This window comes from Streptomyces sp. NPDC054796 (assembly GCF_053611545.1).
Genome location: NZ_JBSHAO010000008.1, coordinates 26,845 through 45,940, shown reverse-complemented (window position 1 = coordinate 45,940; position 19,096 = coordinate 26,845). Strand labels below are relative to the sequence as shown.

Sequence of the window (19,096 nt, the reverse complement as noted above, 5' to 3'; positions counted from 1 at the left end):
CCGGCAGAGTCAGAGGCAGAGACAGGGACTGCGGCAGGGATGAGCGGGGAGCTGCACGAGGACGCGGCGCGTGTCCTCAAGGAGTGGCACGCGACCACGGAGGAGCAGGAGCGCCTCCGCCGGCTCTATCTGGACCACCTCCTGACGCACCCCGACGGCATGTGGAAGGCGTGCTCGGCCGGGCACATCACGGCGAGTGCGCTGGTGATGGACCCGGCGGGCGGGCGCGTCCTGCTGACGCTGCACCGCAAGCTGCGCAAGTGGCTCCAGATGGGCGGCCACTGCGAGCCCGGGGACGCCACTTTGGCCGAAGCGGCACTGCGCGAGGCGACGGAGGAGTCGGGCATCTCCGGGCTGACGCTCCTGCCAGGCGGCCCGGTGCGGCTGGACCGGCACGAGACCCCGTGCGCGTGGCATCTGGACGTCCAGTACGCCGCGGTGGCACCGGCGGGCGCGCTGGAGACGGTCAGCGACGAGTCGCTGGACCTGGGCTGGTACGCGTACGACGAAGTGGCCTCCGTCGCCGACGACTCCGTCGTCCGCCTGACGGAGGGCGCCCGCGCCCTGGTCTGAGCGGGGCACCCTCGTCCGGGCTGTGTGCGGTGGGCCGCGTTCTGCCGCCCACCGCACCGCACGACGCCAGGGCGCGCCGCACGCCGCCGCTCAGTTGGTGAAGATGTTCCCCTGGTTCTGGCCCGCCGCGCCCTGCGGACCCATGCCGTACTGCGCGCGCAGGCCGCCGCCGATCACGGCGTTCTGCGGGGGTAGCAGTTCGCTGGGCTGGACGAGGGCGTAGCCGTGGCCCATGAAGCTCAGCTCCCAGCCCTCCCCCGTGCTGCCCCGGCGGCGCCACACGCCCGAGGCGCTGGTCTGCGCCTGCATCTGCACCCGGAGCGAGCTGGACCAGGCGACGACCGCGTCCGCGTCCGCGTTGGCGTACGTCTCCGGGGTGATCCGCAGCATCAGCGGCTGCCCCGAGGTCATCAGCGCGACCTTGCCCTGCCCGGAGATGTTGAGGTTGTACTTCCCCGACCCGGACACGCCGTACTGGCTGTCCACGGAGATGACCTCCCAGTGGAGATGTGAATCGAGGGCGAGCACATAGGCGCCGTCGACGGTCAGCCCTTCGTGGTCGACGTCCACGATGTGCACGTACTGGGCGAGGTTGGCGAAGAACACCGTCCCCTGGCCCGAGCAGCGCATCAGATCGAGGCCCTCACCCGTCACCGCGCGGGCCTGCCGCTGACCCTGCGTCTGGTACTCCCCGTCGAACTCCAGCATGCCCTGGTAGGCGACCATGCTGCCCTTGCGGGCGAGCACGTCCTCGTGGCCGTTCAGGGCCACGCGCAGGAGCTTGGGGTTCTGGAGGGCGTAGCGGTCCGGTGTCTGGACCTCGGTGTAGCCGAAAAGCGGGCTCTGCATGGTTGTCCGTTCCCCTCCCCGTCAGCCCCGGGCCCGCAGCCGGTCGGCGCTGTCCTCGCTGGGCTGTACGACGACGAATCCCTGTCCCGAGAAGCCCAGTTGGTACGCCTCTCCGCTGCCGCGCCCGATCACCGAGGACGCCTTGAAGCTGCGCTTGCCCTTCATCTTCAGATGGGTGGACCAGGCGACGAGCGCGTCCGGGTCCACGTAGGTCTCGTCTTCGCCGCGCCCGCAGTCGACGACCACGGGGGCGCCCCGCGTGGTAAGCGCCACCCAGCCGGTGCCGGAGATCGCGACGTTGAAGAGGCCCTGCCCGGCGAACTTCGCCATCCCCTTGACGCGCTGCACGCCCCACTCCAGGTGGGCGTCGAAGGCGAGGAGGTTGGTTCCGTTGACGGACAGGCTCTCGTCGTTGAGGCTCAGCACGACCACGTCGGCGCCGTAGTCGGCGAGGTAGAGCAGTCCGTCGCCGTGGCAGCGCATGAGGGGCGCGCCCTCTCCGGTGAGCCATTGGGAGGCCCGCTGGCGCACGGCGGGCGGGTTGGGCTCGTACTGCACGAAGCCCTCGTAGGCGACCATCGAGCCGACGCGCGCGTAGAGGTCCTGGCCGCTGTTCATGACCACCTTGAGCATGCTGGAACCGTGGTTCTCCATGCGTGCGGTGGGCTGTGCGGGGGCGTAGCCCGCGATGAGCTGCTGATCCATGACGGGCTCCCTCACATCTCGTAGGGCTGGACGACGATGAAATTGCCGGGGGCGCCGCGGAACTGGAGGTTCACGCTCTCGCCGCTGTGCCCCGGATACGCCTGGCGGCGCAGCCGCACCTGGCTGGAGACGATCACCTGCGCCGCCGCCGACCAGGCCACGACGGCGTCCGCGTCGGCGAACGTGGTCGGGGTGACCGGCAGGACGACCGGGGTGCCGTGCGTGGTGACGACGACGGTGCCCGTGCCCTGGAACTGCATGGTGAACAGCGCGCCACCGGGGATGCCGTGCCCCTCGATCCGGCGCACCTCGTGCTGGAGGCTCTCGTCGAAGGCGAGGACGTGCTCGGCGGAGACGCAGATCGCGTCCCCTTGCAGCTCGATGGGGTGGAGGTAGGCGGCCTCCTCGGCGAGGAAGACCTGGCCGTTGCCCGAGCAGCGCATGAGCTGCATCTCCTGGCCGGTGGCATTGCCGACGACCCGGCCGCGGAACCCCGCGCCCTTGTAGCCGAAGTCGACCTTCCCCTGGTACAGCACCATGCTGCCCTGGCGGGCGAGGACGGGCTGGCCGTCGATGCCGAGGTCCACCCGGGCGAGCTGCCCGTTCTGGAGCGTCCAGCGCTGGCCGGTGGGGGCCTCTCGGTACTTGTCGAGGGTGATGCCGATGCCCGCGGGCTGGACCTGGGGGATGACCGGAATCTGCGGGGCGCCCTGGCCCGGCGGCGCCTGCGGGGCGCCGTATCCCTGCGGCGCTCCGGGCGGGCCGGGCTGCGGCTGCCCTGGTTGTCCCGGCTGCCCGAACGGGTTGGGCAGCGCCTGTCCGGGCGCCCCCTGCTGAGGCGGCTGGGGTGCCTGGGGTGCCTGGGGCTGGAACGGCTGCTGTTGTTGGGGCGCCTGGGGCTGAGGTGCCGGGGCCTGCGGCGTTTGAGGCTGAGGCGGCTGCTGATAAGGCTGCGCCTGCCCTGGCACCTGCGGGGTGGCGGGCGGCGCGGGCTGCGGCGGGCCGGGCTGCGCGAACGGCTGCTGCTGGCCGCCTGCCGGGAACGCTCCGTCGGCGATCGTGGGCGCCGCCGCCTGGGCGGCGCGCGGATCGGCACCGGGCGCCTGCGCCGCCGTCGGCCCCTGCGCCGCGGCGGGCTGCGGAGGCTGCGTGGGCTGCGGAGCGGAGGGCTCCGGCGGGCCGGGCGTGGCAGGCGTCGCGGCCGTCGCAGGCGGGGCGAAGGAGGGCGCGGGCTGGGGCTGCGGCTCGGCCGCGCCCCCTGGGGGCGCGAAGCCGGGCGCCGGTGCGCCGCCAGGTGGCGCGAACCCGGGGGCCGCCGTGGGCTCGGGCGCGGGCTCTTCCTCCATGACCTCGCCGCCGAAGTTCCTCAGCAGCGCGTCCAGGCCCCCGTCGAAGCCCTGTCCTACGGCGGCGAAGCGCCAGACGTCCTTGAAATAGAAGTCCCCGAGCATGATCGCGCGCTCGGTGCTGAACTCGGCACCGCTGAACGCGTAGCGCGCGACCTCTTCGCCGCCCGCGACGATCCGGATGTACCCGGGCGCTATCTGGGACATCTGCCCCGCGCCGTCGAGAGCCGCGGTGAAGGAGAGCCGGCGGATGCCCGCCGGGACGCGGTCGAGCGTCACCCGGAACGAGTCCGTGTCCCCCGCCTGGGCACCGAGCTGCTGGAGCGATTCCTCCGGCGACTTCGGCTGGTTGAAGAAGATGAAGTACCGGTCGTCGGAGAGCCGTTCGTCGGCGTCGAGTCCGAAGCAGCTGATGTCGAACGACAGCCCGGGGCCCGAAATCTGCACACCCACGTACAGATCGGTCCCCGCCGTCAGATCACTGATCTTGGCCTTGTGGCCGCGTTGGAATTCCCTGGCCATACGTAACGACCGTCCCCCATCCGCGTTGCTGTGTGTGCTCGCGGCGCCAGGCTATCCGGTGGGGCCGACAGGTCACTCTTCCCGGGTCGCGGGAAGATGCGGCAGCCGCCCTGCCGTCACGACGCCCTCCAGGAAGCCGCGCGCACGCTCCGTACGGGGATAGACGTCCAGCAACTGCCAGAAGCGGGGGCCGTGCCCGGGGACCAGCAGATGCGCCAGTTCGTGGAGCAGGACGTAGTCGATGACGTACTCGGGCATCCCCTGGAGCCGGTGCGAGAGGCGGATGCTGCCCTCGGCGGGGGTGCAGGAGCCCCAGCGGGTGTTCTGGTTGGTGACCCAGCGGACGGTGTTGGGGCGGGCCCGGCCGTCGAGATACTGCTCGGACAGCCGTGCGGCGCGCTCCGCGAGATCGCTGTCCCCCAGCATCCGCTTGCTCTCCTGGGCCGCCAGTTTGTCCAGCATGACGCCGACCCAGCGCGCTTCCTCGTCGGCCGACATGCGGGCCGGGATCAGCACGACGGTGCGGTCGCCCTCGCGGTAGGCGGAGACCGTCCGCCTCCTGCGCGCGCTGCGGCGCACTTCGACCGCGCTCTGGCTGGCGCTGTTGAGCGGGTCGGAGTGCACGCCCCGACGTTACCCGCTGGCGCTGTGCGAAGTCCCGTCTCCCGGCTGGTTCACAGGCCATTCGACGCGCGGGCGCAGCATTCGTATGACTATCACGCGCACCTGTGGATAACTTTCCGCGGACGCCGGGGTCCGGCCCGCATGCTGTGTATCGGCAGCGGAGAGGGACCAGGCCGAATCCGAGGGGGACGAGGACATGCATCCGATGATCAAGCCCGCGCTGCGCCGCGCGTGGTGCGACCGCCAGACGGTGCGGTACGGCGTGGCGCCGGCCCACGCGGTGCTGCTTGGCCCGGTGGACGATGCGACGGCCGCGTTCATGGAGCTGATGAACGGCACGCGCAGCCTGGAGCAGCTCAGGGCGGCGGCCCCGTCCTTCGGGCTCCCGGAGGAGACGGCGGACCGGCTGACGGAGCGGCTGTCCGCGGTGGGCGTGCTGGACGACGCCATGGCCGATCGCACGGCGTCGGCCGAGGTTCCCGACAGGCTGCGCCCCGATCTCGCCTCGCTGTCGGTGGTGCACCGCGAGCCCGGGGGCGGTCTGCGCAGGCTGGCGGCCAGACGGGACGCGAGTGTGCTGGTGAGGGGGACGGGCAGAGTGGGCGCGATCGTGGCGGCGACGTTGTCGGCGGCCGGTGTGGGCCAGGTCGATGCCGTGGACGGCGGTCGCGTGGAGCCGTGGGACGCCGCGCCCGGGGGCCTTCCGGCGGAGGCCGTGGGCGAGCGCCGCGACACCGCGACCCGCAAGGCGGTGAACGCGGCCAGGCCCTGGCAGTCGCGTTCCCGCGGCGGCGTGAGCCTCGTCGTGATGACACCCCGCGACGGCCTGGACGCCTACGCCCCCGATCCCCTGGCCTCCGAGGGCTTCCTCGCGACGGGCACCCCTCATCTGTACGGCGGCGTGCTGGAGGGGATGGGCGTGGTGGGCCCGCTGGTGCTGCCCGGCGCCTCCCCGTGCGCGGAGTGCCTGACGCGGAACGGCGCGGAGCGGGAGCCGGGCTGGCCGCTGGTGGTCGGGCAGTGGCGCACGGGTGGCCGAAGGCGCTCCGGGGTACCCGCGTGCGACATGGCTCTGGCCACCATGGTCGCGGGCGCCACCGCGTCGTACGCGCTGAGTTTCCTCGACGGCGACGGTGGCTGCGGCGCCGGTTACCGGCTGCGGTTCACCCTGCCGCATCTGGTCCCGGAGACGGAGCACCTGGCGCCGCACCCCGAGTGTCCATGCGGTGCCGCTTCGGTGGGGGTGGACCGCCCGCCCTCGGCGGAACACGCTTCACGGGCCACAATGGCGGGATAGTCGTCGGCCTCGGTGCTGTTCGGTTGGGCTGTATGGGAGTTGGAGGGGCGCATGTCTGATCTTCCCCGTAAGGCGGTCACACGTACCGCCAAGCTGGCCGCACTGCCGCTGGGGTTCGCGGGCCGTTCCGCCTGGGGGCTCGGCAAGCGGATCGGCGGCTATTCCGCTGACCTCGTGGGGCACGAGCTGCAACAGCGCACCGCTGAGCAGCTCTTCAAGGTGCTCGGCGAGCTGAAGGGGGGCGCCATGAAGTTCGGCCAGGCGCTCTCGGTCTTCGAGTCCGCGCTTCCCGAGGAGATCGCCGGGCCCTACCGCGCCACCCTGACCAAGCTCCAGGAGGCGGCGCCTCCGATGCCGACCAGCACCGTGCACTCCGTCCTGGCGGAGCGGCTGGGCGAGGAGTGGCGGGACCTCTTCGAGAGGTTCGAGGACAAGCCCGCGGCGGCGGCCTCCATCGGCCAGGTCCACCGTGGCGTATGGCACGACGGGCGCGCGGTGGCAGTGAAGGTCCAGTACCCGGGCGCGGGCGAGGCCCTGATCTCCGATCTCGCCCAACTGGGCCGGTTCGCCCGGCTCCTCGGGCCCCTGATCCCCGGCATGGACATCAAGCCGCTGATCGCGGAGCTGCGCGACCGCGTCACGGAGGAGCTGGACTACGGCCTGGAGGCGCAGGCCCAGCGTGCCTACGCCGCCGAGTTCGCCGACGATCCCGATGTCCTCATCCCGGACGTGGTCCACCAGGGCGAACAGGTGCTGGTCACCGAGTGGCTGGACGGGATACCCCTGGCCGAGGTGATAGCGGAGGGCGACGAGGCGGAGCGCGACCGCGCGGGCCAGCTCCTTGCGCGCTTCCTCTTCTGCGGTACGGCGCGCACCGGCCTGCTCCACGCCGACCCGCATCCCGGCAACTTCCGGCTGGTGCCGGAGGAGTCCTCCGACGGCGGCCCGGCGCGGTGGCGGCTGGGCGTCATGGACTTCGGCACCGTGGACCGGCTGCCGGAGGGGCTGCCGCCGACCATCGGCACGGCACTGCGGATGACGCTCGACGGCGAGGCCGACGCGGTGTACCGGCTGCTCCGCGAAGAGGGGTTCGTCAAGGACAGCATCGAGCTGGACCCGGCCGAGGTGCTGGACTATCTGATACCGATCATCGAGCCCGCGCGCGCTGACTCCTTCGAGTTCAGCCGGGGCTGGATGCGCGAGCAGGCGGCGCGCATAGCCGATCCGCGTTCCCCAGCGCACCAGTTGGGCAAGCAGCTCAACCTTCCGCCGTCGTATCTGCTGATACACCGGGTGACGCTGAGCACCATCGGCGTGCTCTGTCAGCTCGGCGCGACGGTCCGGATGCGGGACGAACTGGAGTCGTGGGTCCCCGGGTTCGCGGCCGATGGCGGGGAGGAGACGGCGGAGGTCGCGGAGACCACCGCCTGACCGCCCCGGACGTCGCGGGCGTGGCGGGCCGGGAGGGCCGGGCGGGAATTGCCGGACAGGCCCTAACCCCCTCACCACCAGGCCGAGTCGAGACGGCCCTCGATGGCGCGGAGGTTCTCGCGGGAGCAGCGTTCGCAGAAGTACTGACGGTCGCCGTTCTCCACGGAACAGGTCCAGGTGACCGGCCTGCCCTCGGTGGTCTTCCCGCAATGGGCGCAGACCGTCGTGTCGGTCTTCTTCTCATCCACCCGCCCGAAGATATCCCCGGAAACGCCGGAGAACCGGGGCGCAACGCCCCGGTTCTCCTGATGGTGGTACGGAGGGGACCACAGGGATCCCCCGGTTCGCCCAGGGCCTGTCGGACAGGCCCTACTGCATGACCGCCATGGCCAGTGCACGGCGGGCACGCAGCGTGGCGCGTTCGGCGCGGCGCTGGAGGCGGCGGGCGGAGGCGAGCCGCAGGGCTCTGCTCTCCGACTCGGCCTCTTGCAGCCGCTGCTGCATATGGGCTCGCGCCAGGGATTCTGGCATGAGTTGCATTTCTCGGGTCCTGTTCTGACGCGAACCGTTCGCGTCGGTGTGGGATCGGGCGGGGCTGTCGAGGCGAGTTGCCATGGTGGGGTCCTGCTTCTGGCTATGACGCGGCTGAGGAGCGTGCGTCGACGGGTGATCGATCGTTCCGGCGGTGCTCATGCTGCCGATACCGGGTTCTTGCGCGGACGGCCGCGGGGCCGCTTGCGGGGAACGACGACGCCCTGCACGAACAGCTCGCCGCCCCAGACACCCCAGGGCTCACGGCGGTCCTTGGCGCCTGCGAGGCAGGCGTCACGCAGCGGGCAGGTCTGGCAGAGCGACTTCGCGTACTCCACGTCGGCCGGGGACTCCGCGAAGAAGACCTCCGGGTCGTAGGAGCGGCAGGGGACGGTCACGCCGAGACGCTCGATGGCGTCGTCCAGCTCGGTGAGAGTGGTCAGCGGGGCGGTCAAGGGGTCCTCCGTGGTCGTGGTCGTGTCAGGCGGCATCAGGTCGGTGGTCGGTGACGGGGCGTGCGTATTGGTGTGCACTGCTGGTTCGTCCTCGTCTATCGGTGTCTGTTGTCGGGTTGCCCGGCTGGTGGCCGGGCTGAAGGCAAACAGAAGGGCCGCGGATCCCGATGTGGGTTCCGCGGCCCTGGAAGGTGCCGACCTGATCGCGCCGATCAGGCTGGATCTCTCCAGGGTTCGAGCCCACGGAAGGCCCACGTCATCATTCGCTGCGTCTTCTGGCGACCTTCGCCGGCACCGTTGGCCGCGAGGACGGAGGCATAGGCGTGTGCCTGAGCCTGTGCTGCCGCATTCGCTGCTACCGCGGGTGCCTTGGCCGGTCGCTCGCTGCCGCCGAGCGCGACGCCGGACACACCGGTGCCGCTAAAGCGGGAGCCGAGCAGGCAGGAGGCAACGACCGAGCGGTCGGTCATTTTGGTGGTGGTAATGAAGTCGATCACTGGTCTCGCCTCCTCTCGGCGTCTCAGGGGTCGGCCGGAGCTGACCCGAAGATGTTCAGGGGTAAGTACAGCATGGAAGGGGTGAGGCGAAAACCCCGCCCTCTCCATGTCCGGAAGGCTATGGGGGTCCCGGCGGCGGGCGCAAACTATTTTTCGGGGGTCTCCGTAACAGCTTCTGTGACATCTAGCGGAGCCCCTTCTTCCAGGGCTTCTCCCTCCGGCTCCTGCGGCTCCTCGTCCGCGATCCAGGCGTCCTCTTCGCCCGCGTCCTCCGCCGCTTCCGCACCGGGTTCCTCGCCGGCGCAGAGCGCCAGGACGTCGTCCCCGAAGCGCTCCAGCTTGCGGCCTCCCACCCCCGAGATCCGCGAGAGAGCCGACCGGTCGGCCGGAACGATCTCCGCGATGGCCATCAGGGTCTTGTCCGTGAAGACGCAGTAGGCGGGCTGGCCGAGCTGCTTCGCCTGGCCGGAGCGCCACTCCCTGAGCCGCTCGAACAGCTCCTCGTCGAGATCGGAGGGGCAGCCCTCGCACCGCATGAGCTTCATCTCCCCCGGCGCGGTCAGTGAGCGACCGCACACCCGGCACGGCACGGGGCCGCGGCGCTTACGGCTGCGGCCACCGCCGCCGCTCCCCCGCTCGATGCCGCCTCCGCCGCCCGCGCCGCGTGCGCCGGAGGGCCCGGACCCAGGGCGCAGCCCGTTCAGGAACCGGCTCGGACGGCGCGAGGCCCGGCCGCCCGGCGCGCGGGAGAGCGACCAGGAGAGCGAGAGGTGGAGCCGGGCGCGGGTCACCCCGACGTACAGGAGCCGGCGCTCCTCCTCGACCTGCTCGTCGGTCTTGGCGTAGGTGATCGGGAGCATGCCCTCCGTCAGGCCCACCAGGAAGACCGCGTCCCACTCCAGGCCCTTGGCCGCGTGCAGGGAGGCCAGGGTGACGCCCTCGACGGTGGGGGCGTGCTGGGCGTTGGCCCGCTCGTCCAGCTCCGCCACGAGATCCGCGAGGGTGGCGTCCTCCTTGGCCCTGGCGAAGTCCTCGGCGAGGCGCACCAGCGCCGCCAGCGACTCCCAGCGGTCACGGACAGCGCCGGAGCCCGAGGGGGGTTCCGTCGTCCACCCCTTGCCGCTGAGGACGGCGCGCACTTGGGAGGGGAGATCGACGGCGCCGTCGAGCAGGGTGTCGTTCTCGCCGAAGCGGGCCGCGCTGCGCAGCGCCACGCCCGCCTCGCGTACCTCGGGCCGCTCGAAGAAGCGCTCGGCGCCCCGGAGCTGGTAGGGCACGCCCGCATCCGCCAGGGCCTGCTCATAGACCTCGGACTGCGCGTTGATGCGGTAGAGCACGGCGATCTCGCTCGGGGAGACGCCCGAATCGATCAGCTCGCGGATGCGCTTGGCCGTGCCCTCGGCCTCGGCGGGCTCGTCCGGGAACTCGCGATAGACCGGCTCGGGGCCCGCCTCGCGCTGGGCGACCAGTTCCAGGCGGTGCTCGGCAGCGCGCCCGCGTGCCTGGGCCAGGACGCCGTTGGCGAGGTGGACGACCTGGGGGGTGGAGCGGTAGTCGCGGACGAGCTTGACGACCGTCGCGTCCGGGTGGCGCGTGCGGAAATTGAGCAGGTGGTCCGGGGTGGCGCCGGTGAAGGAGTAGATGGTCTGGCTGGCGTCACCGACGACGCAGAGGCTGTCCCGATCGCCCACCCACAGGTCCAGCAGGCGCTGCTGGAGCGGGCTGACGTCCTGATACTCGTCGACGACGAAGTGCTGGTACTGGCGGCGCACCGTCTCGGCGATGTCCTGGCGGTCCTGGAGGACGCCGACGGTCAGCAGCAGGACGTCCTCGAAATCGATCACGGAGCGCTCGCGCTTCAGCTGCTCGTAGAGACCGTAGACGCGGGCGATCTCGGCCGGGTCGCGCGGCGCGTCCCGGCTCGACTTGGCGACGGCGGCCGGATAGTCCTCGGGCACGGTCTGGGTGACCTTGGACCATTCGATCTCGCCGGTCAGGTCCCGCAGCTCGTTGCGGTCCACGCGGATGCGGCAGCGCGCCGCGGCCTCGGCCACGAGCTGCACCTTGCGCTCCAGCAGCCGCGGCAGCTCGCCGCCGACCGCGCGCGGCCAGAAGAACTGGAGCTGGCGCAGCGCGGCGGAGTGGAACGTCCGCGCCTGGACGCCGCTCGCGCCGAGCTGGCGCAGACGGCCCCGCATCTCGCCCGCCGCGCGGTTGGTGAAGGTGACGGCGAGCACGCTGGCGGGCGGGAGGACGCCCGCGCGCACGCCATAGGCGATCCGGTGGGTGATCGCTCTGGTCTTGCCCGTGCCCGCTCCGGCCAGCACGCACAACGGACCCTGGAGCGAGGTGGCCACCTCGCGCTGCTCGGGATCGAGCCCTTCCAGCACCGCGTCAGGGGTGTCGGGGACCTGGGGGAAGAGAGTGGAGTCCGTTGCTGCTGTCACCCCGCCATGCTGCCAGGTCGCCCGGGGCGGCCGAGCAGGTTGTCCACAGCGGTGCGGAGTTTGTCGTATGAATGCGCCCGTGACGGTACGCGAACACGCCTGGGGCGGCGGGAATGGTCCGGGGCAGAAGCACGTTCCCTCTGTGCAACCCGCTGAGGATGAGGACTAAGGAGCGCGAGGACCCATGGCAGGCACCGTGACGATGTACAGCACCACCTGGTGCGGCTACTGCCGCCGTCTCAAGGGCCAGATGGACCGCGAGGGAATCGCGTACACCGAGGTCAACATCGAGCAGGACCCCGAGTCCGCCGCCTTCGTGGAGAAGGTCAACAACGGCAACCAGCTCGTTCCGACGGTGCTCTTCCCCGACGGTTCCGCGCTCCCGAACCCCTCCATCGCCCAGGTCAAGGAGAAGGTCGGCGCCTGAGCCACGGCCTGAGCTCGTGGGGCCCAGGCGCCGCGGCGGGCTCAGCCCCGCGGCAGCGGCCTGGGCAGGGGCTCGCCGTACCAGAGTTCCACCAGCCGGGCCGCGATCGAGATGCCCGAGGGAGGCAGGACCTCCCCGGTCTCGATCGCGGTCCGCAGCTCGTCCCGCGAGAACCAGCGGGCCTCTTCGATCTCGTCCCCGTCCACCTGGATGTCGGGCGAGGTGGCGTGCGCCATGAAGCCCAGCATCAGGCTGGAGGGGAAGGGCCACGGCTGGCTGCCCACGTAGGCGACCTCGCCGACCGTCACGCCCGCCTCCTCGGCCACCTCGCGGACGACGGCGGCCTCGATGGACTCGCCGGGCTCCACGAACCCGGCCAGCGTCGAGAAGCGTCCCTCGGGCCAGTGCACCTGGCGGCCGAGCAGCGCGCGGTCCTTGTCGTCGGTCACCAGCATGATCGCGGCGGGGTCGGTGCGCGGGTAGTGCTCGGCGCCGCACGCCTGGCAGCGGCGGATGTGCCCGGCCGCGGCGATGACGGTGCGTTCGCCGCAGCGCGAGCAGAAGCGGTGGGTGCGCTGCCAGTTCTCCAGGCCGACGGCGTGTGTCATCAGCTCGGCGTCCCGGTCCGACAGCAGCACTCCGGCCTCGCGCAGCCCGGCGGAGCGCGCGACGGCGTCCATGCGGCCCGGCAGCGAGTCCTTCTGGAGCGCGAAGTAGCGCACGCCGTCCCCGTCGATGCCCAGGAAGTAGCGGTGCGCCTCCGTGAAGGGCGCGTCGAAGGAGGGCATCATCACCAGCTCGGTGCTGCCGTCCTCCTTGTCCTCGATCAGCGCCTGTCCTCCGGAGACCACGAAGACGCGGGTCGTCGGGTGGCTCCACGCCGCCGCCAGCCACGCCTCGTCCATCCTGTGGTGCGCGGCGCGGTCGATGCCCCCGGTGCCCGCGAGCGTGACGGGACGGGTGGCGGCGGTGCGGTCGGTCCAGATGGTCACTTCGGCTTCCTACTCCCCCTGTGGCAGTGGGTGATGGTGTCTTCGGCGCCCCCGGTGGCCGGGGCGGTCGGAACGGTACGGGACAGAACGGGGCGGGACGGGGCCGTCAGGGCGTCGTCGACGGCCGTGACGGCGCGCTCCAGTGCTCGGCGAGGTCGCCCCACAGATACGCGGCGGTCTCGACGCCCTTCATCAGCAGGTCCAGCTCCACCTTCTCGTTCGGCGCGTGCCAGCCGTCCGACGGGACGGAGATCCCCAGGAAGAGCACCGGAGCGCCCAGCACGTCCTGGAGGTCGGCCGCGGGTCCCGAGCCGCCCTCGCGGGTGAACCTGACCTGCTGCCCGAAGGCCCGCTCCATCGACCGTACGACCGCGCGCAGCGCCGGGTGGTCCAGCGGCGTCAGACAGGGGCGGGTGGCGCCCCAGAAGGTGATCTCGTGGCGGATGCCGTCGGGCAGGGAACGGGCCACCCACTCGCGCACCGACTGCTGCACCTTCTCGGCGTCCTGCCCCGCCACCAGCCGGAAGGAGAGCTTCAACTGGGCGCTCGACGGCACGACGGTCTTGCCGCCGGGGCCCTGATAGCCGCCGCCGATGCCGTTGACCTCGGCCGTCGGCCGCGCCCAGACCCGCTCCAGCGTGGTGTACCCGGCCTCGCCGAGCGCGGCCCCCGAGTGCGCCGTACGCAGCCACGCGTCCTCGTCGAACGGCAGCTCGGCGAAGAGCTTCCGCTCCCGCTCGTCCAGTTCGACGACTCCGTCGTAGAAGCCCGGCAGCGCGACGCGGCGGTCCTCGTCGTGCAGCGCGGCGGCGAGGCGGGCCGCCTCGGTCGCGGGGTTGGGGACGGCGCCGCCGAAGGAGCCCGAGTGGATGTCCTGGCCCGGACCGTAGAGGTCGATCTGGCAGTCGGTGAGCCCGCGCATCCCGGTGCACACCGTCGGGGTGTCCTCCGACCACATACCCGTGTCGGACACGACGGCGACGTCGCAGGCGAGACGGTCCGCCCTGGCCGCGACCAGCGCGGGGAAGTGGGGAGAGCCCGACTCCTCCTCGCCCTCGATCAGCAGCTTGAGGTTGACGGCGGGCGCCGTGCGCCCTGTGGCGGCGAGGTGGGCCCGCACGCCCAGGGTGTGGAAGAAGACCTGCCCCTTGTCGTCGGCCGCGCCTCGCGCGTACAGGCGGCCGTCCTTCTCGACGGGCTCGAAGGGCTCGGTGTGCCAGCCGTCCTCGCGCGCTGCGGGCTGCACGTCGTGGTGGCCGTAGACCAGCACCGTCGGCGCTTCCGGATCGCCGGAGGGCCAGTACGCGAACACGGCGGGCGCGCCCGGCGTCGCCCAGACCTCGACCTCGGGGAAGCCCGTCGCGGAGAGTTTCCCGGCCAGCCACTCGGCGCTGCGGCGCACGTCGTCCGCGCGGTCCGGGTCGGCCGAGACGGAGGGGATGCGGAGCCATTCCGTGAGGTCTCCGAGGAAGGCGGCGCGCCGTTCTTCGATGTAGGCCCGGACGGCGCTGTCCGGTGCTGCCGGGGTGTTGCTCATGCCCTTGAGCCTATCCGGCATCAGGGGGAACCCCGTCACCCGGCCGGTCGTGCGCCGGGGAGCCCTCGGGGCCGCCCCCGAGTCCGTCCCCGTGCCCGTACACGGGGTCCTCGCCCGCGTCCCCGAGCAGCAGCCGCTCCAGTTCCGCGCGCCCCGGCAGCCCTGAGGGGCGCACCACCTCGCCCCCTCGCACGTAGAGGAACGCGGCGCGGACCGAGGAGAGCGGCACCCCGCGCTGCTCGGCCCAGGCCAGGCGGTAGACGGCGAGCTGGAGCGGGTCGGCGTCGCGGCCCCGGCCGGTCTTCCAGTCGACGATCTCGTACTCCGTCCCGCCGTCCGGGCCCGTCTCGCGGTACACGGCGTCGATGCGCCCCCGGATGACGCGGCCCGCCAGGCCGAGCTGGAAGGGCGCCTCGACGCGGAACGGGGTGCGGCGCGCGTACGGCGTACGCGCGAACGCCTCCTTGAGCGCCTCCAGGTCCCGTTCGTCCGCGATCTCCGGGGGCTCCTCGCCCCCGTCCGCGTACTCCCCGGCACCCGGCAGCTCGTCGGGCCCGAGCATCGGGAGGGTCAGCGCCTCGAAGCGGGACTCCACCCAGGCGTGGAAGCGGGTGCCCCGGCGCGCGGCGGAGGGGCGGGGCGGCCGTGGCATGGGGCGGGCCAGCTCGCGCGCGAACCCGTCGGGGTCGCGGGAGAGGCGCAGGAGCTGCGTCGCGGAGAGGGACACGGGCAGGGGGACGTCGCGCACGGTGGCGCGCGAGCGCCGCAGCTCCCCGGCGAGCGCCTCCAGGTCCCGGTCCCAGGACTCGGCGAGCCTGGCCTCCTCCGGGGTGAGGCCGGGGGCTGCTTTTTCGTCGGAATCCGGGGCGCGGGACGGCGCGGGGATCCGGCCCCGCGCCCCCGCCGGGTAAGGGCCGTCCTCGTACGAGTGCGGGTCGTCCTCGTACGGGTCCGGTACGTGCTCGTACGGGGCCGGGTCGTCGTACAGGGCGTCGTACGGCTCGTCGTACGGATCGTGGTCCAGGAAGGGGTCGGGTTCCGGGGACGGCTCGTGCTCGGGGTCGGGTTCCGGAGGAGCCGGGTCCGGATCGGGCGCTACGGGGGCATCGGCACCGTCGGACGCACCCGTACCGTCCTCCAGGTGGGCGAGGACCGCGCGTGCCGCCGCGCGGCGGCGGGCCATCGCGTCCGCGTCCAGGGGCAGCGGCCACGCCCGCTCGCGCCGGGCCTCCGCGAGCGCCGGGTTCTCCGCGCCCTCCTCCGGGGCGTCGGCCCAGACCTCGACCTCGCCGTGCGCCGAGTCCGCCTCGCAGTGCTCCCGCAGGGCCTCCAGGAAACGCGAGGGCCCACGGGGCCGCTTCTGGGCCGGGCCCCACCAGTGCCCCGAGCCGAGCAGCAGGGAGCGAGGGCGGGTGAAGGTGACGTAGCCGAGGCGCAGTTCCTCGGTGGCCTGGTGGTCGCGCGTGGCCGTGTCGTAGTCCTTGACGCCCTTGGCGCTCCACTCGTCGACCCCGGGCAGTGTCGCCGCGTCGCCGCGCAGGGGCTGGGGCAGCACGCGCGGCTGGGTGAGCCAGGACTCGCGGGCCTGTTCGCTGGGAAACTGCTTCGCGACGAGCCCCGGCACCGCCACCACGTCCCATTCCAGGCCCTTGGACTTGTGCGCGGTGAGCACCTTCACCGTGTCCTCGCCGCCGGGCAGTGAGCTGTCGAGCCCCTTCTCGTAGCGCTCGGCGGTGCGCAGGAAGCCGAGGAAGGCGAGCAGCGTCGCCTCGCCGTCAAGGGAGGCGAAGCCCGCCGCGATGTCGAGGAAGTGGGCGAGGGTCTCGCGGCGGCGGGCGGCGACGGCGTGCGGCGAAGCGGAGAGCTCCACTTCGAGCCCGGTGACGGCCAGCACCCGGTGCAGCACGTCCATCAGCGGGTCGGCGAGCGAGCGGCGCAGCTCCCTGACCTCGGCGGCCAGCCGCGCGAAGCGCACCCGCGCGGCGGCGGAGAAGGGCAGCTCGTCCTCGTAGCCGTCGGATTCCAGGAAGGTGTCCAGGGCGTCGGCGAGCGAGGTGACCTCGGCCGGGTCCGTCCCCTCGACGGCCGCGGCCAGCCGCCGGTCCGGATCGTCGTCGTCCCCGTCCGCACCGTGCCGCACCAGCAGCCGGGCGCGCCGCCCCAGCAGCGCGAGGTCTCGGGGGCCTATGCGCCAGCGCGGGCCGGTGAGGAGGCGCACCAGGGGGGCGTTGGCCGTCGGGTCCTGGAGGACCTCGCACATGGCGACGAGATCGGCGATCTCCGGCAGGTGCAGCAGCCCGGACAGTCCGACGACCTCGACGGGCACGTCCCGCGCGACCAGCGCCCCCTGGATCTCCGCGAAGTCGCCCGCGCCCCGGCACAGCACGGCGATCTCGCCGGGCGGTGTGCCCGTGCGCACCAGGTGCGCGAGGGAGTCGGCGAGCCAGTCCAGTTCCTCGGCGTGGGTGGGCAGGAGTGCGCAGCGCACGAGCCCGTCCCGCTCGGCGCCCGGCGCGGGGCGCAGGGCCTCGACGCCCTCGTGGCGCTCGCGCAGGGGCGCGGCCAGCCCGTTGGCGAGGTGCAGCAGACGGCCGCCGCTGCGGCGGTTCTCGCTGAGGGAGAAGCGGGGCGCGGGGCGCGGGCCCTCGCGGGCCGGGCCGCCGCCCTCGGGGCCGTCCCCTTCGGGACCGTCCACGGCCGGGAAGTGGACGGGAAAGTCGTCGAGGTTGGCGACGGAGGCGCCGCGCCAGCCGTAGATCGCCTGACAGGGGTCGCCGACGGCGGTGACCGCGTGGCCCGTGCCGCCCCGAGCCGAGGCGCCGTCGCGCGGGGACCCCGTGCCGAAGAGTCCGGCGAGCATGACGCGCTGGGCGACGGACGTGTCCTGGTACTCGTCGAGGAGCACGACGGAGAACTGCTCGCGCAGCAGCCGTCCGACCTCCGGGACGTCGCGCGCGAGGGTGGCGGCCAGCGCGATCTGGTCGCCGAAGTCGAGCAGATCGCGCTCGCGCTTGCGCCGCCTGTACTCCTCCACGAGGCCGAGCAGCTCGGTCCTGCCCTGCGCGGCCTGCGGGATCTTGCGCAGGGCGGCGTTGGTGAGTTTGACGTGCTCCAGCGTGCTGAGCAGTCCGGCGTCGTACGCGCGCAGCTCGTCCGGCGCGACCAGGTGCTCGGCGAGTTCGGAGTCCAGCGCGAGCAGGTCCTCGACGAGCGCGGGCACGGACTTGGTGAGCGCTTCGAAGGGTCCTGGCGCCGTGCGCAGGACGCTCGCCGCGAGCTGGAAGCGGGTGGCGTCGGCGAGCAGCCGGGCGCCGGGCTCCAGGCCGAGGCGCAGCCCGTGATCGGTCAGCAGTTGGCCCGCGAAGGCGTGGTACGTGGAGATCCGGGGCTCGCCGGGGGCCTGCTCGGGGTCGGCGGGGTCCGGCTCTGTGACCCCGGCCTGGACGAGGGCCTTGCGGACGCGCTCGGCCAGTTCGCCCGCCGCCTTGTTGGTGAAGGTGAGGCCGAGCACCCGCTCGGGCGCGACCCGCCCCGTGCCGACCAGCCAGACGACCCGGGCCGCCATGACCGTCGTCTTGCCCGAGCCCGCCCCGGCCACGATCACCTGCGGAGCGAGCGGCGCGGTGACGCAGGCCATCTGCTCCGGGGTGAACGGGATGCCGAGGAGCTCCTTGAGCTGCTCGGGATCGCTGAGCTGTGCGGGCACTCAAGAGACCGTAGCGGCCCGCGCCGACAACTGACGCCGTGCGGCGGTCGGTGAGGGCTAGGGGGTGTCTTCGACGTAGCGTCGTCCGGCCGCCAGGCCGGGGCCCCCGGCAGCCCAGACGGGACGTCGAAGACACCCCCTAGGGGCGGGGTGCGGTGGACGCGGGTGACCAAGCTCACCGGGACAGGTGGGGCACGCGCCCCCCAGCGCCCTGTCCCTCGTCGCACCGTGCCCCGGACCCGGCGGGCCGCCGCCTCGCGCCCCGCCCCCCTACCGCCGCTACGCCGCTAGAACGCGCCGCTCTTGAGCAACTGGCCCACGTCGACGGTCTCGCCGGGCGGCGGAGTGGTCACGTCGACCGGGTCGCCGAAGCCGGAGAACGTCACGGTCCCAGGCGCTTCGCCGCCCTTCTTCTCCGTCTTGAGGATGTAGGGCTCGCCCTCGGCCGCGATGTACGTCGTACGCGTCGCGCCGTTCTTCTTCACGGTGAGCGGAATCGCGGGTTCGCCGCCGACCTTCGTGAGGGCGCCCTTCTTCGCGCCCTTCATGTCGCTCGCGTCCAGCTCGGTGAGCAGGGCGCTGAGGGTGCAGAAGGCGGTGGGGTCCTCGACCGGCGAGGACGAGCCGCCGTCCTGTTCCGTGGCGCCGCCCTGCGCCATCGCGCCTCGCGGGACCTTCAGCCAGCGGCCCTTGAGCAGGTCGCCCGCGGCCGAGGCGGCCTGGCCGCCCTCGCCGCCGCTCTGGCCGAGGACCTTCCAGAACGCGTCGTCCGCCTTCAGATAGCTGCTGGCGCCCTTCTTGCGCACCTCGGCCGAGCCGCCGCCCACCCCGGCGTCCCCGGTGCACTCGCCGCTCCGGGTCAGCGCCATGTCGAAGGTGACGCGCTGCTGCCCTCCCGCGGCGATCCCGCCCTTCGCCTTCATGGAGGGCGCGGACTTCATCGCCTTGACCGCGCGGTCGGCGAGCCGCTGCTCCGCGGTGTCCCCCGCGTCCGCGCCGGAGCCCGCCGAGGGGCTGTCCTCCGCCTTGCGGGACGAGCCCGCGTGGTCCTTGCCACCGCTCTCACCGTCGCCGCCGCAGCCCGCGATGCCCGCGAGGACGACCGCGCAGACCACGGCGCCCACGACGACACTCTTCGGCATTTCCGCCGCCACTGC

The 19,096-nt window shown here is 72.7% G+C and carries 17 protein-coding genes; 4 read left to right on the top strand and 13 right to left on the bottom strand.

What is annotated here, in order from left to right; translation table 11 throughout:
* Positions 1 to 39: 39 nt before the first annotated feature.
* Positions 40 to 573 carry an NUDIX hydrolase gene (locus ACWGJ2_RS09130; protein WP_453345362.1) on the top strand — a complete coding sequence of 178 codons (534 nt, stop codon included), beginning with the start codon at positions 40 to 42 and terminating at the stop codon, positions 571 to 573.
* Between the two features lie 90 nt (positions 574 to 663).
* Here the strand turns inward: ACWGJ2_RS09130 and ACWGJ2_RS09125 are convergent, their stop codons facing one another.
* From ACWGJ2_RS09125 to ACWGJ2_RS09110, 4 genes are all read right to left on the bottom strand, one after another.
* The gene (locus ACWGJ2_RS09125) at positions 664 to 1,422 is read right to left on the bottom strand and encodes an AIM24 family protein (protein ID WP_453345361.1); all 759 of its coding nucleotides are present in this window, start codon (positions 1,420 to 1,422) and stop codon (positions 664 to 666) included.
* Positions 1,423 to 1,443: 21 nt separating this feature from the next.
* Complete coding sequence (locus ACWGJ2_RS09120) at positions 1,444 to 2,127, bottom strand: AIM24 family protein (protein ID WP_453345360.1); 684 nt, start codon at positions 2,125 to 2,127, stop codon at positions 1,444 to 1,446.
* Positions 2,128 to 2,138: 11 nt separating this feature from the next.
* Positions 2,139 to 3,995 carry a TerD family protein gene (locus ACWGJ2_RS09115; protein ID WP_453345359.1) on the bottom strand — a complete coding sequence of 619 codons (1,857 nt, stop codon included), beginning with the start codon at positions 3,993 to 3,995 and terminating at the stop codon, positions 2,139 to 2,141.
* Between the two features lie 72 nt (positions 3,996 to 4,067).
* Complete coding sequence (locus ACWGJ2_RS09110; protein ID WP_453345358.1) at positions 4,068 to 4,619, bottom strand: M48 metallopeptidase family protein; 552 nt, start codon at positions 4,617 to 4,619, stop codon at positions 4,068 to 4,070.
* 196 nt (positions 4,620 to 4,815) lie between these two features.
* Here ACWGJ2_RS09110 and ACWGJ2_RS09105 point away from each other — a divergent pair, with 196 nt between their 5' ends.
* Both ACWGJ2_RS09105 and ACWGJ2_RS09100 read left to right on the top strand, forming a co-directional pair.
* Entirely contained in the window at positions 4,816 to 5,916 is a 1,101-nt protein-coding gene (locus tag ACWGJ2_RS09105) for a ThiF family adenylyltransferase (protein ID WP_453345357.1), read from the top strand.
* 51 nt (positions 5,917 to 5,967) lie between these two features.
* Positions 5,968 to 7,347: an ABC1 kinase family protein gene (locus tag ACWGJ2_RS09100; RefSeq protein ID WP_453345356.1), complete on the top strand. Its 1,380-nt coding sequence runs from the start codon at positions 5,968 to 5,970 to the stop codon at positions 7,345 to 7,347.
* A gap of 71 nt (positions 7,348 to 7,418) precedes the next feature.
* Here the strand turns inward: ACWGJ2_RS09100 and ACWGJ2_RS09095 are convergent, their stop codons facing one another.
* The 5 genes from ACWGJ2_RS09095 to ACWGJ2_RS09075 all read right to left on the bottom strand — a co-directional run bounded on the left by ACWGJ2_RS09095 (position 7,419) and on the right by ACWGJ2_RS09075 (position 11,277).
* Positions 7,419 to 7,595 (bottom strand): hypothetical protein, encoded by a 177-nt coding sequence (locus tag ACWGJ2_RS09095; RefSeq protein ID WP_453345355.1) that lies wholly within the window; start codon positions 7,593 to 7,595, stop codon positions 7,419 to 7,421.
* A 121-nt stretch (positions 7,596 to 7,716) separates the two neighbouring features.
* Positions 7,717 to 8,040, bottom strand: a complete 324-nt coding sequence (locus ACWGJ2_RS09090) for a hypothetical protein (RefSeq protein WP_453345354.1) — start codon at positions 8,038 to 8,040, stop codon at positions 7,717 to 7,719.
* Positions 8,037 to 8,411, bottom strand: coding sequence for a WhiB family transcriptional regulator (locus ACWGJ2_RS09085; protein ID WP_453345353.1), 375 nt, complete (start codon positions 8,409 to 8,411; stop codon positions 8,037 to 8,039). Before ACWGJ2_RS09085 ends, ACWGJ2_RS09090 begins: the two co-directional genes overlap by 4 nt.
* A gap of 134 nt (positions 8,412 to 8,545) precedes the next feature.
* A complete protein-coding gene (locus ACWGJ2_RS09080) occupies positions 8,546 to 8,830 on the bottom strand; it encodes a hypothetical protein (protein WP_453345352.1) in 285 nt (94 codons plus the stop codon).
* A gap of 146 nt (positions 8,831 to 8,976) precedes the next feature.
* On the bottom strand, positions 8,977 to 11,277 hold the full coding sequence (locus tag ACWGJ2_RS09075) for an ATP-dependent DNA helicase UvrD2 (RefSeq protein ID WP_453345351.1): 2,301 nt from the start codon (positions 11,275 to 11,277) through the stop codon (positions 8,977 to 8,979).
* A gap of 184 nt (positions 11,278 to 11,461) precedes the next feature.
* Between ACWGJ2_RS09075 and ACWGJ2_RS09070 the strand changes: the two genes are divergently transcribed.
* On the top strand, positions 11,462 to 11,704 hold the full coding sequence (locus tag ACWGJ2_RS09070; RefSeq protein WP_453345350.1) for a mycoredoxin: 243 nt from the start codon (positions 11,462 to 11,464) through the stop codon (positions 11,702 to 11,704).
* A gap of 41 nt (positions 11,705 to 11,745) precedes the next feature.
* On the opposite strand, the gene nudC is transcribed toward ACWGJ2_RS09070, so the two are convergent.
* From nudC to ACWGJ2_RS09050, 4 genes are all read right to left on the bottom strand, one after another.
* A complete protein-coding gene (gene nudC, locus ACWGJ2_RS09065; RefSeq protein WP_453345349.1) occupies positions 11,746 to 12,696 on the bottom strand; it encodes an NAD(+) diphosphatase in 951 nt (316 codons plus the stop codon).
* 106 nt (positions 12,697 to 12,802) lie between these two features.
* Positions 12,803 to 14,233: a dipeptidase gene (locus ACWGJ2_RS09060; RefSeq protein ID WP_453345348.1), complete on the bottom strand. Its 1,431-nt coding sequence runs from the start codon at positions 14,231 to 14,233 to the stop codon at positions 12,803 to 12,805.
* 10 nt (positions 14,234 to 14,243) lie between these two features.
* On the bottom strand, positions 14,244 to 17,939 hold the full coding sequence (locus ACWGJ2_RS09055; RefSeq protein WP_453345347.1) for a UvrD-helicase domain-containing protein: 3,696 nt from the start codon (positions 17,937 to 17,939) through the stop codon (positions 14,244 to 14,246).
* 287 nt (positions 17,940 to 18,226) lie between these two features.
* On the bottom strand, positions 18,227 to 19,081 hold the full coding sequence (locus ACWGJ2_RS09050) for a hypothetical protein (protein ID WP_453345346.1): 855 nt from the start codon (positions 19,079 to 19,081) through the stop codon (positions 18,227 to 18,229).
* Between the last annotated feature and the right edge of the window lie 15 nt (positions 19,082 to 19,096).